This window comes from Desulfarculaceae bacterium (assembly GCA_020444545.1).
GTDB lineage: Bacteria > Desulfobacterota > Desulfarculia > Desulfarculales > Desulfarculaceae > Desulfoferula.
On record JAHLKT010000004.1, the window covers coordinates 82,526 to 96,760 of the forward strand.

General features: G+C 65.3%; 13 protein-coding genes. 12 read left to right on the plus strand and 1 reads right to left on the minus strand.

Annotated features, from left to right (window positions below):
- The first annotated feature begins 9 nt into the window (after positions 1–9).
- Genes KQH53_12255 through KQH53_12265 form a run of 3 tightly spaced genes read left to right on the plus strand, consistent with a single transcriptional unit; the run spans position 10 to position 2,996 of the window.
- A complete protein-coding gene (locus tag KQH53_12255) occupies positions 10–615 on the plus strand; it encodes a DedA family protein (protein ID MCB2227442.1) in 606 nt (201 codons plus the stop codon).
- On the plus strand, positions 612–1,604 hold the full coding sequence (locus tag KQH53_12260) for a class I mannose-6-phosphate isomerase (GenBank protein MCB2227443.1): 993 nt from the start codon (positions 612–614) through the stop codon (positions 1,602–1,604). Before KQH53_12255 ends, KQH53_12260 begins: the two co-directional genes overlap by 4 nt.
- Before the next feature lie 39 nt (positions 1,605–1,643).
- Positions 1,644–2,996, plus strand: coding sequence for a phosphomannomutase/phosphoglucomutase (locus KQH53_12265; GenBank protein ID MCB2227444.1), 1,353 nt, complete (start codon positions 1,644–1,646; stop codon positions 2,994–2,996).
- An 86-nt stretch (positions 2,997–3,082) separates the two neighbouring features.
- Here KQH53_12265 and KQH53_12270 read toward each other — a convergent pair whose 3' ends face one another.
- The gene (locus KQH53_12270; protein MCB2227445.1) at positions 3,083–3,424 is read right to left on the minus strand and encodes a hypothetical protein; all 342 of its coding nucleotides are present in this window, start codon (positions 3,422–3,424) and stop codon (positions 3,083–3,085) included.
- Positions 3,425–3,600: 176 nt separating this feature from the next.
- Here KQH53_12270 and KQH53_12275 point away from each other — a divergent pair, with 176 nt between their 5' ends.
- From KQH53_12275 to KQH53_12315, 9 genes are all read left to right on the plus strand, one after another.
- Positions 3,601–4,227: a polysaccharide export protein gene (locus tag KQH53_12275; protein ID MCB2227446.1), complete on the plus strand. Its 627-nt coding sequence runs from the start codon at positions 3,601–3,603 to the stop codon at positions 4,225–4,227.
- 88 nt (positions 4,228–4,315) lie between these two features.
- Complete coding sequence (locus KQH53_12280; GenBank protein MCB2227447.1) at positions 4,316–5,623, plus strand: outer membrane beta-barrel protein; 1,308 nt, start codon at positions 4,316–4,318, stop codon at positions 5,621–5,623.
- Positions 5,624–5,627: 4 nt separating this feature from the next.
- Positions 5,628–7,271 carry a hypothetical protein gene (locus KQH53_12285; GenBank protein ID MCB2227448.1) on the plus strand — a complete coding sequence of 548 codons (1,644 nt, stop codon included), beginning with the start codon at positions 5,628–5,630 and terminating at the stop codon, positions 7,269–7,271.
- Between the two features lie 8 nt (positions 7,272–7,279).
- Positions 7,280–8,839 (plus strand): AAA family ATPase, encoded by a 1,560-nt coding sequence (locus KQH53_12290; GenBank protein ID MCB2227449.1) that lies wholly within the window; start codon positions 7,280–7,282, stop codon positions 8,837–8,839.
- Complete coding sequence (locus KQH53_12295) at positions 8,832–9,821, plus strand: hypothetical protein (GenBank protein ID MCB2227450.1); 990 nt, start codon at positions 8,832–8,834, stop codon at positions 9,819–9,821. The genes KQH53_12290 and KQH53_12295 overlap by 8 nt, the downstream gene beginning before the upstream one ends.
- A gap of 1 nt (position 9,822) precedes the next feature.
- Positions 9,823–11,259, plus strand: coding sequence for a TIGR03013 family PEP-CTERM/XrtA system glycosyltransferase (locus tag KQH53_12300; protein ID MCB2227451.1), 1,437 nt, complete (start codon positions 9,823–9,825; stop codon positions 11,257–11,259).
- Positions 11,256–12,134 carry an exosortase gene (gene xrt / locus KQH53_12305; GenBank protein ID MCB2227452.1) on the plus strand — a complete coding sequence of 293 codons (879 nt, stop codon included), beginning with the start codon at positions 11,256–11,258 and terminating at the stop codon, positions 12,132–12,134. Before KQH53_12300 ends, xrt begins: the two co-directional genes overlap by 4 nt.
- Positions 12,131–12,778 carry an EpsI family protein gene (locus tag KQH53_12310; protein MCB2227453.1) on the plus strand — a complete coding sequence of 216 codons (648 nt, stop codon included), beginning with the start codon at positions 12,131–12,133 and terminating at the stop codon, positions 12,776–12,778. The genes xrt and KQH53_12310 overlap by 4 nt, the downstream gene beginning before the upstream one ends.
- A gap of 164 nt (positions 12,779–12,942) precedes the next feature.
- On the plus strand, positions 12,943–14,217 hold the full coding sequence (locus KQH53_12315) for an O-antigen ligase family protein (protein MCB2227454.1): 1,275 nt from the start codon (positions 12,943–12,945) through the stop codon (positions 14,215–14,217).
- Positions 14,218–14,235: the final 18 nt, after the last annotated feature.

A 14,235-nucleotide genomic window follows, 5' to 3' on the forward strand; every position in this document is an offset into this window, starting at 1 on the left:
GGCTAAGCCATGGAGTGGATGAAGGACCTGGTGGCCTGGGTGGCCCATTTCGCCTACACCCCTTATGGGGTATGGGCCCTGTTCGCCCTGGCCTTTGCGGAAAGCTCCTTTTTCCCCATCCCGCCCGACGTGCTGCTCATGGCCCTGTGCGCCGCCGACCCGGCCAGCAGCCTGTGGTTCGCCACCATCTGCACCGTGGCCTCGGTGGTGGGGGGCATGTTCGGCTATTTCATCGGCATCAAGGGCGGCCGCCCCCTCATGTTCCGCTGGTTCTCCGAAGACAAGATCAAGCTGGTGGAGGACTACTACCGCCGCTACGACGTGTGGGCCGTGGGCGCGGCGGGGCTCACGCCTTTGCCCTACAAGCTCTTCACCATCACCGCCGGGGTCTTCGCCCTCAACTTCCCCCGCTTCGTGCTGGCTTCCATCCTCAGCCGGGGGGCGCGCTTCTACGCCCTGGGTCTTATCTTCTATTTCTTCGGCCCGGCCATCCAGGTCTGGGTCAAGGAGTACTTCACCTGGATCGCGGTGGCCTTCTTCGTGCTCCTGGTGGGCGGCTTCTGGATCGTCAAGCACCTGGGCGGCAGGGCGGCCAAGCAGGAGGGCCCGCGTTGAGAGCCCCCTGCGGAGCCCTGCGCCTGGAGCCGGTGTTTTTGCCCAAGGTCTGGGCGCCCGCCCAATTCCCCGCCGCCTGGCAAAAGCTCTACGCCCCCCCGCCCATGACCGGCGAGGTGTGGCTGGCCTCGGACCGCTTGCACGTAACCCCCGTGGCCGTGGGGCCCCTGGCCGGCCAGGGCCTGGACAAGCTGGTGGCCCGCTGGCCCGAGTACATCCTGGGCCCCGGGGTTTCGGGCGGCTTCCCCCTGCTGCTAAAGCTTTTGAACGTGGACCAGTGGCTCTCGGTGCAGGTGCACCCGAACGACGCCCTGGCCGCCCGCCTGGAGAGCGAGCCCTGGGGCAAGAGCGAGGCCTGGCACATCCTGGCCGCCCGACCAGGGGCCGAGCTGGTGCACGGGCTGAGGCGCGGGGTCAAGCGGGCCGACGTGGCCCGCGCCCTGGAGCAGGGCGGCTTGCAGGAACTGGTGGCCCACGTGCCCGCCGGCGCGGGCGACACCTTCACCGTGCCCGGAGGCACGCTGCACACCGCCGGGCCGGGGGTGTTCTTCCTGGAGGTGCAGCAGGCCTCGGACGTGACCTACCGCCTCTACGACTGGGACCGCGCCCAGGACCCGGCCAATCCCCGCCCCCTGCACCACGCCAAGGGCATGGAGGCGCTCAAGCTGACCCACCCCGGCCGCCCCCTGGCCCCCCGGCCCCTTCCCGCCGAAAAAGGCCGCCGCGAGTTGCTGGTGCAAAACAGCTCCTTCGGGCTGCTAGAATATGAACTCAACGGCTCGGCGCCCCTGGCCCGGGACGGGCAAGGGCCCGGCCTACTGCTGGTGGCGCGGGGGTCGGCCCGCCTGAGCTTCCCGGGCGGCGAGCACCCGGACCAGGCCCTGAGGCCCGGCCAGTGCTGGCTGTTGCCCGCCGGCCTGGCCCCGGCCCGCCTTAGCGCCGCGCGACAACTGAAGATCTATCAGGCCTGGGCTCCGGCGGCTGCCTGACGCCGTCGCGCCCGCCCCGGCCAAAAGGACGAGGCAAGCATGAATCCCAACATTTTCCGCGAATACGACATCCGGGGCGTGGTGGACAAAGAGATCGTCGACGCCGACGTGGTGCTCCTGGGCAAGGCCATCGGCACCTACATGGAGGGCAAGGGGGTCAAGCGCATCTGCCTGGGCCGCGACTGCCGCCTGAGCGCCGACCGCTACCGCGACCTCCTGATGGAGGGTCTATTGTCCACCGGCCGCCTGGTCATGGACATCGGCGTGGTCACCACCCCGGTGCTCTACTACTCGGTGTTCCACTTCGAGACCGACGGTGGAGTGATGATCACCGCCAGCCACAACCCGGGCGAGTACAACGGCTTCAAGGTGATGATCGGCAAGAGCACCATCCACGGCGAGGAGATCCGGAAGCTCTACGACATCGCCGAGGCGGGCCAGTTCACCACAGGCGAAGGCTCCCGCGAGGAAGTCGACGCGGTGACCCCCTACAGCGACTACCTGGTGGAGCACATCAACATCTCGCGGCCGCTCAAGATCGCCATAGACAGCGGCAACGGCACCGCCGGGCCCATCGTGCTGCCCATCATGAAGCGCCTGGGCATCGAGGTGATCCCGCTCTATTGCGATATGGACGGCACCTTCCCCAACCACGGGGCCGACCCCACGGTGCCCAAAAACCTGGTGGACCTCATCGCCGCGGTGCGCGAGCACAAGCTGGAGGCCGGGGTGGCCTTTGACGGCGACTGCGACCGGGTGGGCGTGGTGGATGAAAAGGGCCAGATCATCTTCGGCGACATGCTCCTGGCCATCTTCGCCCGCAGCATCCTCAAGGAGCACCCCGGCGCCCTGTTCATCGGCGAGGTCAAGTGCTCCAAAAACCTCTACGACGACATCGAGAAGCACGGCGGCCAGGCCCTGATGTGGCGCACCGGCCACAGCCTGATCAAGCAGAAGATGGCCGAGACCGGGGCCCTGTTGGCCGGCGAGATGAGCGGCCACATGTTCTTCAAGCACCGCTGGTTCGGCTTTGACGACGGCATCTACGCGGCCTTGCGCTTCTGCGAGCTCCTGGCCGACAGCAAGGAGCCGCTCTCCGCCTGGCTGGCCGACATGCCGCCGGTGGTCTCCACCCCGGAGATTCGGGTGGAGTGCCCGGACGACATTAAGTTCAAGGTGGTGGAGGAAGTCAAGGCAAAGCTCTCGCCGGATTACGAGGTCATCGACGTGGACGGGGTCAGGGTCAACTTCCCGGACGGCTGGGGCCTGGTGCGCGCCTCCAACACCCAGCCCGCCCTGGTGCTCAGGTTCGAGGCCCAGAGCGAGGCCCGCTTGGAAGAAATTCGCGCCTTGGTGGAAGGCGCGGTGAAAGAGGCCAGCGAAAAGCTTTAGCCTCCCGGCCCGATTTCGGCAAAGAACAAGGCCCTCCCTCGGGAGGGCCTTTCATATTGTATAGGGGCGTCCGGCGGCCGCAATATCTAGCGGTCGTACTCCAGGTTCACCTGGTCGCCGAAGGCCTCGGCCAGCTCCCGCTCCAGGTCCACCAACTGCTCGGCGCCCTCGCATTCCACCACCAGCTCACGCTCGTCCAGCAGCTTGAGCCGGCCGTGTTTTGCAAAGATTTCATTAGCTTTGGCCACGTCAACCGTGACCCAGCCCTTCATGCGGGCCAGCAGTTCGGGGCCTTTCAAGGGCCTTTCGATCACCAGGTCCACCTGTCTCCGTTGGGCCTCCCAACCGATGCGGCAGGGCTCCACCAGCACCGGCGACACCGGGTCCAACATGGCCGCGCAGGTGAGCCACACCCGGGCTCGCAGCATGATTTCACCTCCTGATTTGATCTCTTTCGCCTGTAGATAATACGGCGCTTACGGGGCCCAGTCAACCTCGGCCCGAACGCATTTAATTCTTGAAATCAATAAACAAAAACAGGTATAAAGACGTAGCGGCGTTTCCCAAAAAGGGGCCCGGCATTGGCCCCGGCGAGGCTGTTGCCATGAGTTTGATCACAGGTCGAAGCTTCTTCAGGTCGAGCATCCTGGCCCTGGTGGTTTTGGTGGCTCTGGCGGCGGCCTGGTCCGCCCCGGCCCTGGCCGCCAAACCGGCGGTGCAAAAGGAGCCGGTGGCCCAAAAAGAACCCATCTACCGTATAGGACCCAGCGACCTTTTGGAAATCATCACCTGGCGGGAGGACATGCTCACCCGCAAGGACGTGTTGGTGCGCCCGGACGGCCGCATCTCCATGCCGCTCACCGACGACATCATGGCCGCCGGCCTCACCCTCATGCAGCTCAAGTACCGCATCACCAAGGCGCTCAGCCACTTCCTGGAGGCCCCCCAGGTCTACGTGGTGCTCACCAACCCCCGCCACTACGAGTTCAGCCTGGTGGGCAACGTGGAAAAGCAGGGCACCTACCAGATGCTAAAGCCCACCGATGTGTTGCAGGCCCTGGCCATGGCCGGCGGCTTCAACGAGTGGGCCGACAAGGACGACACCTTCATCCTGCGGGGTGTGGGCCCCCGTCAGATACGCTTCCCCTTCGAGTACTCCGAGGTGATCGAGGGGGAGAAACGGGAGCAGAACATAATCCTGCAACCGGGCGACATCATAGTCGTCCCTTAAGGCGGGCCGCCCCGAGGCCCGCCAGCCATGGTCCGGCTTAATGCAAATTAACCCCCGCCCAGCCAAACGAGCGCCTTACAAGGCGCTTTTGTTTTTTATCGCGGCGGGGTTGTGCCTGGTTTCGCTCTTGCTGGCCCTGCCCGGCCCCCCGGCCCGGGCGGCGATCATCACCCCCTCGGTCAACGTGACCTTCGGCTACAGCGACAACGTGCGCCTGACCCAGGTGCCGCGCAGCGACTTTTACCTCAAGGCCGGACCCGGCCTCCGGGGGCAGTGGAAATGGCACGAGCAGGAGCTGACCCTGTTCGGAAACGTCATGTACGCCCACTACCTGGAACTGGAAGACCTGAACGGATTCGACAGCGCGGCGGCGGGGGTCATCTACAAGTACCAGGACTCCCCCCGCTGGACGATCGAGGTCAACGACCTGTTCAACACCACCTTTGACAAGGCCGAGCTGGGGGACAACGGCGAGCTGGTCACGGTGCGCAACGACACCGGGCGCATCGACCGCAACAGCCTCACCGTCCGGGTGATCCACAAGTACGCGCAGCTCGACTCCATCGAGCTGGCCTACACCAACACCTACACCAAGGGCGAGGACAACAACTCCCAGACCTCCCTGTTCAACCGGCTCTACGGCTCCTGGAACACCCGCCTGAACCCCCATTGGGAGCTCCGGACCGGAGGCAGCGTGGTGCGCACCGACTACAACGACGCCCCGGACGAGGACCGGGGGCGCGCCTTCACCCGCCTCACCCGGCTCATGGGGCCCACCCAGCGCGTCTGGGGCGAGCTGAGCTACACCATCAACCAGGCGGTCACCGAGACCAACCAGGTGGGCAACTCGCGCAATTACCAGATCACGGCCCTCAGCGTGGGCACCTCCCACTCGGTCAGCCCCCGCCTGGACTACACCTTCAGCACCGGCTGGTCATACGTAAACGGCGACGAGCAGTCCAACAACGCCTCCAACCAGGGATTTCCCACCCTCAACGCGGACGTCAACTACCGGGGCAAGCGCTGGCGCCTGAGGGGCTATGCCAGCGCCGACCTGGGACAGTTCGACTATCTCGGCGACAACAGCGGTTTGACGGTCAGCCACCGGGCCGGGCTGTCTTTCAACTACGACGTCACCCGCCTGCAAAGCCTTTTGCTTTCGGCGGAATACGCCCGTAACGACTACCAGGAAGACCCTTTGCAAGCCGACACCGCCAACCAGGGGGTGGTCAATTCCTATCGTTTTACCGCCCGCTATTCCTGGCAAGTTTACAAGCATTGGCGGTTATCTCTCGAATATTCCTACCTAAATCGTGACGCAGAGGTCGACGCTGACGACAGGCAACAAAATCAGGTATTGTTAGTGGTGTACACGGATTATCCTTTTAGATGGTAAGGATATGGAAGCTGCCGGCATTGACATAAAAAGTTATCTATTCCTGCTCAAGCGCAGGTGGGTAATGATCGTGCCCATCTTCCTGGTGGTGTTGGCCGGCGGGTTGGCCTATTGCCTTTTCTGGCCCCCCATTTACGAGGCCTCCTGCCTGGTGGTGGTGCAGCCCCAGAAGGTGCCGGGCGACATCATCCGCCCCACCGTGACCACTAAAATCGAGGAACGCCTCCAGATCATCACCCAGCAGGTGCTCTCGCGCACCCGGCTCACCGAGATCATCGAGCGCTTCGACCTGTATCCCAAGATGCGCGACAAGGTCACGCCCGACGAGCTGGCCGAGCGAATGCGCAAGGACATCACCATCAAGATCAGCCGGAAGAACTACTTCACCATCACCTTCCTCTACACCAGCCCCCCCACGGTGGCCGCGGTGACCAACGCCCTGGCCGCGTTCTACGTGGACAGCAACCTGCGGCTCAGGGAGCAGGACGCGGTGGGCACGGCCCGCTTCTTGGAGCGCGAGCTCAAGCGGATGCGCGGCCAGCTCACCGAGTGGGAAAAGAAGATATCCACCTTCAAGCAGGAGCACATCCAGGAGCTACCCGAGAGCCGCAACTTGAACATCCGCCTGATGGACCAGGCGCGCCAGGACGCCAACATCATGGACGGCAAGGTGCAGGCGCTCCGGGTGCGCATCCACGGCTATGAGCAGAACATCGGCCAGTGGCAGCGCTGGATCGAGGGCCTGGAGCTGCAAAAGGCCGAGCAGCGGCGCAAGGGCGGCACCGGCGGCGCGGCCGACAGCCAGCAGATGGACTCCAGCCCCGACGGCATCAAAAAGCGCATCGAGAGCCTGAGGGTCTTCTACACCGACGACCACCCGGACATTCAGCGGCTGCTCCGGCACCTGAAAAAGGCCGAGGCCCTGGAGGCCGAGAAGAAGGCCCGCGAGGCGGCCGCGGCCAAGGCCGCCGGGCTCACCGAGAACCAGGCCGAACGCCAGAAGATGGACGAGCAGCTGGCCAAGGGCAAGGCCAGCATCGAAAAGCTCCAGCAGCGCATCGAGCAGATCAACACCGAGATCCGCGAGACCGAGCTGCGCAAGAACAAGATGCTGGAGCAGATGGACATAATCCAGAAGCGCATCGACAACGCCCCCCTGGTGGCCGAGAAGCTCCAGGACATGATGCGCGGCTACGACGAGCTCAACACCGCCTATCAGAAGCTGCACACCAAATGGCTGGAAGCGCGCATGTCCGCCAACATGGAGCGCACCCAGCGCGGCGAGCAGTTCGAGGTGGTGGACCCCGCCCAGGTGCCGGACGCGCCCTTCCGGCCCCAGGTCAAGCGGGCCATACCGGTGTCCATACTGGTGGCCCTGGGCCTTTCGGTGGGCCTGGCCTTCGGCCTCAGCTACATCGACGTTTCCTACACCTCGGTGGGCCAGCTTGAGCGCCAGACCGGCCTGCCGGTGTTGTTGGTGGTGCCCGCCTTGGAGACCCCGGAGGAGCGCTCGTCCATGACTCGGCGAAACCTCATATTCGGGGCCATCTTCGGCGTGCTGTTCATGTTCCTCATGGGCATAGTGGGTATTCTGATCACGGGACGCGGGGCCGCCCTTAAACGCATGGTAGTCGGCTTCTTCTCCTAAAAGGCGTTATGTACGAGGAATTTTTCCATTTCCGCGAGAAGCCCTTCGCACTGGAGCCCAGCGCGCGCTTCATCGTGCTCAGCCGCGACCACCGCGAGGCGCTGGCCACCCTGGTCTACGCCATCGACGAGCAGGAGGGCTGGGCCATGCTCCTGGGCCAGCCCGGGGTGGGCAAGACCACCCTGTGCATAGCGCTCTTGAGGGAGCTGGGCGAGCGGGTCATCCCGGCGGTGATCACCAACCCCCGGGTGGAGCCCCTGGACTTCATGAACATGATGGCCCTGGAGCTGGGCCTGCCAGGCCCCTATCGCAGCAAGGGCCAGTTCCTGGTGGCGCTCAACGACCTGATGAAGCAATGCCGCCGCCAGGGCAAGGCCATCCTGTTGGTCATCGACGAGGCCCACAGCCTGTTGCCCGAAATGGTGGAAGAGCTTCGCCTGCTGGGCAACCTGGACGACTCCACCCCCCGGGTGCTCAACATCTTCCTGGTGGGCCAGCCCGAGCTCCTGAAGCTCATCAAGGACAGCGGGGGCGCCTCCCTGCTCCAGCGCCTGAGGCGCTACCACCTGCTCAAGCCCCTGGGCGACGACGAAACCGCCCGCTACATCAAGCACCGCCTCCAGGTGGCCGGGGGCAACCCCGACACCTTTGACGAAGAGGCCCTGAGCGCCATCAGCCGCATCACCCGGGGCGTGCCTCGGTTGATCAATTCGGTGTGCGACGACTCCCTTTTGCTGGCCTACACCCAGGACCAGGGTAAGGTGGGCCTGGCCCAGGTGGTGGCCGCGGCCAAGGAAGACCCCAGCCTGCGCTGGACCTTCGGCGACGCGGACCTGCTGCCCCCCGAGCCGGAGCCCGAGCCCGCCCCGGCCCCGGACGAGGCCTATGCCCCGGAAGAGGCCCAGGCGGCCGCCCCGACCACCACCGCGGACGCCCCTGCGGCACCCGCCGCTCCGGAGGCCCCTCCGGCCAAGGCCGGGCGCTTCAACCCGGCAGGGCTCATGCAAGGCTGGTCCTCCCGCCGGGTCGAGAAAAAGGCCCTGCGCCAGGAGGAAAAAGAGCATAAGCTGGCCGAAAAGGCCAAGATGGCCGAAGCCAAGGCCTTGGCCAAGGCCCAAGCCGCGGCCAACACCCAGGCCGAGGCCGAAGCGGCGGCCCAGGCCGAGGCCCGGGAAGCCGCCCGCGTCGCGGCGGCCCAAGCCGCACCGCCCCAGGAGGCAGCCCCCTCCGGCGCGCCGCAAAAAAAGCGCGGCCTGCTCTCGCGCATGGCGGCCAGCATGTCCAAGGAGGCGCCGGGCAGCTTCTGGAGGCGCCTGGCCTTTTTGGCGGTGCTTTTCCTGCTGGTGGCCGGCGGCTACGTGGGCTATCAGAAATGGGGCCGCGACCTGGCCGTCCGGCTGGGTCTGGCCAAGCCCCGCCTGATGATGCCCACGGACCTGACCTCGCCCCTCCCGGGTTCCGAACGCGGGAACCAGCAGGAAGGCCCCCCGGATTGGGGCCCCCTGTATCGTCCGGGCGGACCGGCCAAACCCGGCGTGACGGCCCCCATGGGAAGCAAAAATGGTTAAGCTAAGCGACGTTCTGGACAAAAAGGGCCGCAGCCTCAAGGAGGCCGACCTGGAGGAACACGATCGCCAGGCGGCGGTCGAGGAAAAGCCCCTTGCTCCTCCCAAGGCGTCTCCCGCCGCTACCCCGGCCGCCCCGGCGCCGCCCGCTCCCCCGGACAAGGCCCCGCGCAAGGGCGCGGCCCACATGCCCATAGCGCCAAAGCCGCAGGGCGACATCCCCTTGACCCCTCCCCCGGTCAAGCCCATGGGCGCGGAGGAGGCTGCCCGGCTGGTCAGCTATTACTCGCCCAACAGCCCCGAGGCCAAGCGCATCGACATGCTGCGCTCCCAGTTGCTCTACCCCTTCCACGGCGAGCCGCCGCGCACCATCATGATCACCAGCGCGGCCCCCCGGGAAGGGCGCAGCCTGCTCACGGCCAACCTGGCCATCTCCTTTGCCCGCGGGCTCCAGCAATACGTGATGGTGATGGACTGTCACCTCAACGAACCGGCCCAGCACCGCCTGCTGGGGGTGCCCCGGGTGCCGGGGCTCACCGACTTTTTGCTCTGGGACCGGCCGGTTCCCGAGATCATGCACTGGTCCGAACTGGGCAAGAGCTCGGAGGTGGGCACGCATGCGGAGGAGGATCAGCGTTCCAGGCTTTCGGTGATCCCGGCCGGCAGCCCATCCAACCGCTCGGCCGAGATCCTGGCCACGGACAAGATGCTCGGCCTGCTCAAGGAATTGCGCTCCCGCTACAAGGACCGCTACATCCTCCTGGACACCCCGCCGGTGCAGGCTTTCGACGACCCCGCCGTGTTGGCCCGCATGGTGGAGGGCATCGTGGTAGTGGTCCTGGGTGGGGTCACCGACCGGGAGCTGGTGCTCCGCAGCATCCGCTCCTTGCCCGAGGAAAAGATCGTGGGCCTGGTGCTCAACGACATGAAATCCGCCGTGATGGATGCTCCCGCCCTGGGCACTTTGCAGGGAGAGAACACCTAACATGCTGATCCTTTCCGGCAGGCCTTCCCCTTACATCATCGCCTTTGTCCTGGGTGAGTCCCTGCTAATGGTGATCGGCGCGGTGTTGGCGGTGTACTTCCGGCTGGGCACCACCGCCGAGCTCCTCACCTTCCGCTACTCCTGGTACCGCCTGCTGTTGGTGCCGTTCGTATTGCAGGTCGCCTTCTACTACTCGGACCTGCACAACTTCCGCATCAGCCGCCCCTTCATCTGGACGGTGGCCCGGGTCACCCAGGCCATGGCCGTGGGCACCCTGGGCCTGGCGGTGATCTACTACTTCCTGCCCCGCCTGCTCCTGGGCCGCGGCATTCTTTTCCTGAGCTTTTTCATCACCACCCTGTTGGTGCTCATCTGGCGCGGGCTCTACGGCTGGGCCCTCAGGCAGCGCTTCCTGGCCTCGCGGGTGCTCATCCTGGGCGGCGGCTCTTTGTCCGACTCCATCGTCGAGGAGCTCCTGGGCCGCTCGGACAACGTGTACAACGTGGTGGGCATCATGAACATTTTGGGCGAGGGGGGCCGCCGGGCCGGGGACGACGACGAACCGGACGTGGACCTGATGCCCCAGTGGGCCTCGCTGCTCCGGGCCGAGCTCCGCCACGACCCCACCGAGCTGGTTGGCCTGGTCAACTACCTGGAGGTGGACCTGGTGGTGGTGGCCATGGACGAAAAGCGCGGCCGCATGCCCATGAAGGAGCTCCTGGAGTGCCGCATGCTGGGGGTGCCCATCATCACCGGCGAGGATTTTTACGAGACCATCGCCGGGCGCATCCTGGCCCAGCGCATCCGGCCCTCCTGGCTGGTATTCTCCTCGGGCTTCACCACCAGCCGCCTGCGCACCTTCACCAAGCGGGCCATGGACCTGGGCCTGTCCTCACTGGGCCTGATCCTCACCGCGCCCTTCACCGCCCTGGTGGCCCTGGCCATCAAGCTGGAGAGCAGGGGCCCGCTGATCTACAGCCAGCAGCGGGTGGGCCAGAACGGCAAGCTGTTCTACGCCCACAAGTTCCGCTCCATGGTGGCCGACGCCGAAAAGGTCTCCGGTCCGGTCTGGGCCGAGGAGAACGACCCGCGCATAACCAAGGTGGGCCGCTTCATCCGCAAGGTACGCCTGGACGAGATTCCCCAGATGTACAACGTGATCAAAGGGGAGATGAGCTTCGTGGGGCCCCGGCCGGAGCGGCCCCATTTCGTGGAGCAGCTGACCGAGGAGCTTCCCTTTTACAACGAGCGCCACAAGGTGAAGCCGGGCATCACCGGCTGGGCCCAGGTCTGCTATCCCTATGGCTCCACCGTGGCCGCGGCCCTGGAGAAGCTCAACTACGACCTGTACTACATCAAGCACTCCAGCCTTAGCATGGATGTGATGATCATCCTGCAAACCGTCAAGATCATTCTGTTCGGAGGGGGGGGACGATGAGCGGTCAACCGGACGAGGCCAGGCACGGCGGCCCGCCGCGCCCCTTGACCATCCTGGCCTGGGCCGTGGTGCTCAGCCTGCTGGCCTGGATCTACGCTCCGCATGTGGCGGGCATGGTGGCCAACTGGTGGGACGACCCCAACTACTCCCACGGCTTTTTGGTCCCCTTGATCTCGGCCTATCTTCTCTGGCGCCAGCGCGACCAGCTGGCCAAGGCGGCGGCCGGGCCCAACTACCTGGGCCTGGCGGTCATCGGCGCCGGACTCCTCATGCTGGTGGCGGGCCAGCTGGCTCATGAATTCTATCTGCGGCGCATCAGCCTCATCCCGGTGATGTGGGGCCTGGTGTTCCTGGCCTGGGGCTGGGGGGTGGCCCGGCGAAGCATCTTCGCCTTCGCCTACCTCATCCTCATGGTGCCCCTGCCCTACCTGCTCTACGACGCGGTGGCCTTTCCCCTCCGGCTCATCGCCGCCGAGGTGGCCGCCTGGGGCATCCGCCTGTTCGGCATCCCGGTGTACCTGGAGGGCAACGTCATCCACCTGCCCAACTTGGTGATGAACGTGGTGGACGCCTGCTCGGGCATCCGCAGCCTCATCTCCCTGCTGGCGGTGGGGGTCATCCTGGCCTACCTTATCCTGCCCAACCGCTGGATAAAGGTGGTGGTGGTGCTCCTGGTGCCGCCGGTGGCGGTGTTCACCAACGCCCTGCGGGTCACCGCCGCAGGCATCCTGGCGGTCTACTGGGGCCGCGAGACCCTGGAAGGGGTGATGCACGACTTCGTGGGCTGGGTGGTGTTCATGGCCGGTTTCGTGATCCTGCTGTTCATCACCCTGGGCCTCAAGAAGCTTTTCCCCGAAGGGAGGCGTCAGGCATGAGCAAGCGCCGAACCAAAGGGCTGTTCATCGCGGCCGCTCTCCTGTTGCTGGCCGCCCTGCTCATCTCGGTGGGCCAGGAGGTCACTCCCCAGAAGCTGCAAGCTCCCCTGGACCAGCTCCCCTTGGCCCTGGGCAAGTGGCGGGGCATCGGGGCCGACATGCCCCTGGACCAGGACACCATCGCCCTATTAAGGCCCACCGACTATCTGCTACGCAACTACGCCAACCCGGGCGGAGGCATCTGCGCGGTGTTCGTGGCCTTTTTTGCCTTGCAGCAGGAGGGGCAGATCATCCACTCGCCCCGCCACTGCCTGCCGGGCAACGGCTGGCAGATATCCTCGCGCCAGGCGGTGGAGGTAGAAGGCCCGGACGGCCCCTGCACGGTCAACCACCTGATCCTCAGCCGCAACCTGGACAAGCTCAGCGTGCTCTATTGGTATCAGGGGCGCGGCCGGGTGGAGGCGGACGAATACATGGACCGGGCCCGCCTGGTGCTGGACGGCATCCTGGACAACCGCTCCGACGGAGCCTTGGTGCGCCTGACCATGGACACTCCCCGGGGCGTGGCCCATTCCCTGGCCCTGCAAAAGGAGCTGGCCTCCCGGCTCATCCCGGCCCTGTGGAAAATCTTGCCGCCCCAGTAGCCCAGGCGGCGCGGGGCGGGCATTATCGGGCAACTTTGCATGAATCAAAGGGTTTTGTTGAACACCAAGCCGAATCGGCCGGGACGCCCCGCGCGCCCGGCCCCGGCGCGGCCTTGACCACCAAAACGGGCCGGGCCGGACACCCGCCGGCAGCGAGCTGAAACTTGAGCTTTTTCTTCACACTCCTGTTCGTGGTCATCCTCTACGTCAGGCCCCAGGAGTTTTGGGACCTCATCCAGGGCTGGCCCATCATGGACTACGTGGCCGGCGGGGCCATTCTGTTCGTGTTTTTGAGCGGCGAGTTCCAGAAGTCCAAGCTGGTCGATTCGCCCATCCCCAAGATGCTGGCCATGTTCTGGGTGTGGCTGGCCCTCACCCAGGTGGGTCACGGCTGGCTGGGCGGCTTCCCCTACACCATCCAGAAGTTCGGCCGCGTGGCGATCCTGTTCTATTTGATCGTGCTCACCGTGGACAGCATCCGCAAGGTGCGCATCCTCATCTGGACCATGATCATCCTCTCCACCTTCCTGTCCATCGAAGCCATCGTGCAGTTCTACACCGGCATAAGCTTGGGCGGGGCCTCGGCTCTGGCCCGCCGCGTGGGCGAAGACGTGGTCATGCAGGCGCGGGGCATCGGCATATTCAGCGACCCCAACGACCTGGCCCTGCACGTGGTGCCCATGCTGGCTTTTCTGGTGCCGCCGTTCCACAAGAAATCCATATCCAACACCTTCATCACCGGCGTCATCTTCATGATCCCCCTGGTCACCGGCGTGGTCTACACCCGCTCTCGCGGCGGCATCCTGGCCATGGCCTTCGTGGCCTGGATCTACATGCGCCACCGGGTGGGCATGACCTTCTCGGTGGTGGGGCTGGTCATGCTCTTCGGCCTGTTGATGGCCGTGCCCCGCTTCGACGACGTGAGCGCCTCCTCGGGCTCGGCCCAGACCCGTCTGGACCACTGGGCCTACGGCCTGTCCGAGTTCCGGGCCAACCCCTTGTTCGGCATGGGGTACGACAACTTCACCACCCAGGGCTACCGCCACACGGCACACAACTCCTTCGTGCTGGTGCTGGCCGAAAGCGGCCTCATCGGCACCATCCTGTGGCTGTCTTTCTTCTACTCCGCCGGGCGGCACATCTTCGCCATGGAGCGGATCACGCGGGGGCCTCCCTGGGTGGCGCCCATGTCCAAGGCCTTGGAGGCCGCGCTGGGCGGCTGGATGGTGGGAGCCTTCTTCCTCAGCCAGTCCTACGGCTTCCTGCTATACATCCTGCTGGCCATCATCGTGGCCATCGTGAACATCTTGAACAAGCAGGGCATAGACATAGGCTTCCAGTGGAAAGGACGCCAGACCCGCAACGTGTTCTTCATCACCGTGGGCATGGTGGTGGGCATCCACATTCTGGTGCGAACCCTGTTCGTGGTCTCCTTCTGAGTTGGGTCAATGATCAAA

Coding starts and splice junctions, on each gene's coding strand:
- KQH53_12255 (MCB2227442.1), top strand. CDS start 10: ATGGAGTGGATGAAGGACCTGGTGGCCTGGGTGGCCCATTTCGCCTAC.
- KQH53_12265 (MCB2227444.1), top strand. CDS start 1,644: ATGAATCCCAACATTTTCCGCGAATACGACATCCGGGGCGTGGTGGAC.
- KQH53_12270 (MCB2227445.1), bottom strand. CDS start 3,424: ATGCTGCGAGCCCGGGTGTGGCTCACCTGCGCGGCCATGTTGGACCCG.
- KQH53_12275 (MCB2227446.1), top strand. CDS start 3,601: ATGAGTTTGATCACAGGTCGAAGCTTCTTCAGGTCGAGCATCCTGGCC.
- KQH53_12285 (MCB2227448.1), top strand. CDS start 5,628: ATGGAAGCTGCCGGCATTGACATAAAAAGTTATCTATTCCTGCTCAAG.
- KQH53_12290 (MCB2227449.1), top strand. CDS start 7,280: ATGTACGAGGAATTTTTCCATTTCCGCGAGAAGCCCTTCGCACTGGAG.
- KQH53_12295 (MCB2227450.1), top strand. CDS start 8,832: ATGGTTAAGCTAAGCGACGTTCTGGACAAAAAGGGCCGCAGCCTCAAG.
- KQH53_12300 (MCB2227451.1), top strand. CDS start 9,823: ATGCTGATCCTTTCCGGCAGGCCTTCCCCTTACATCATCGCCTTTGTC.
- xrt (MCB2227452.1), top strand. CDS start 11,256: ATGAGCGGTCAACCGGACGAGGCCAGGCACGGCGGCCCGCCGCGCCCC.
- KQH53_12310 (MCB2227453.1), top strand. CDS start 12,131: ATGAGCAAGCGCCGAACCAAAGGGCTGTTCATCGCGGCCGCTCTCCTG.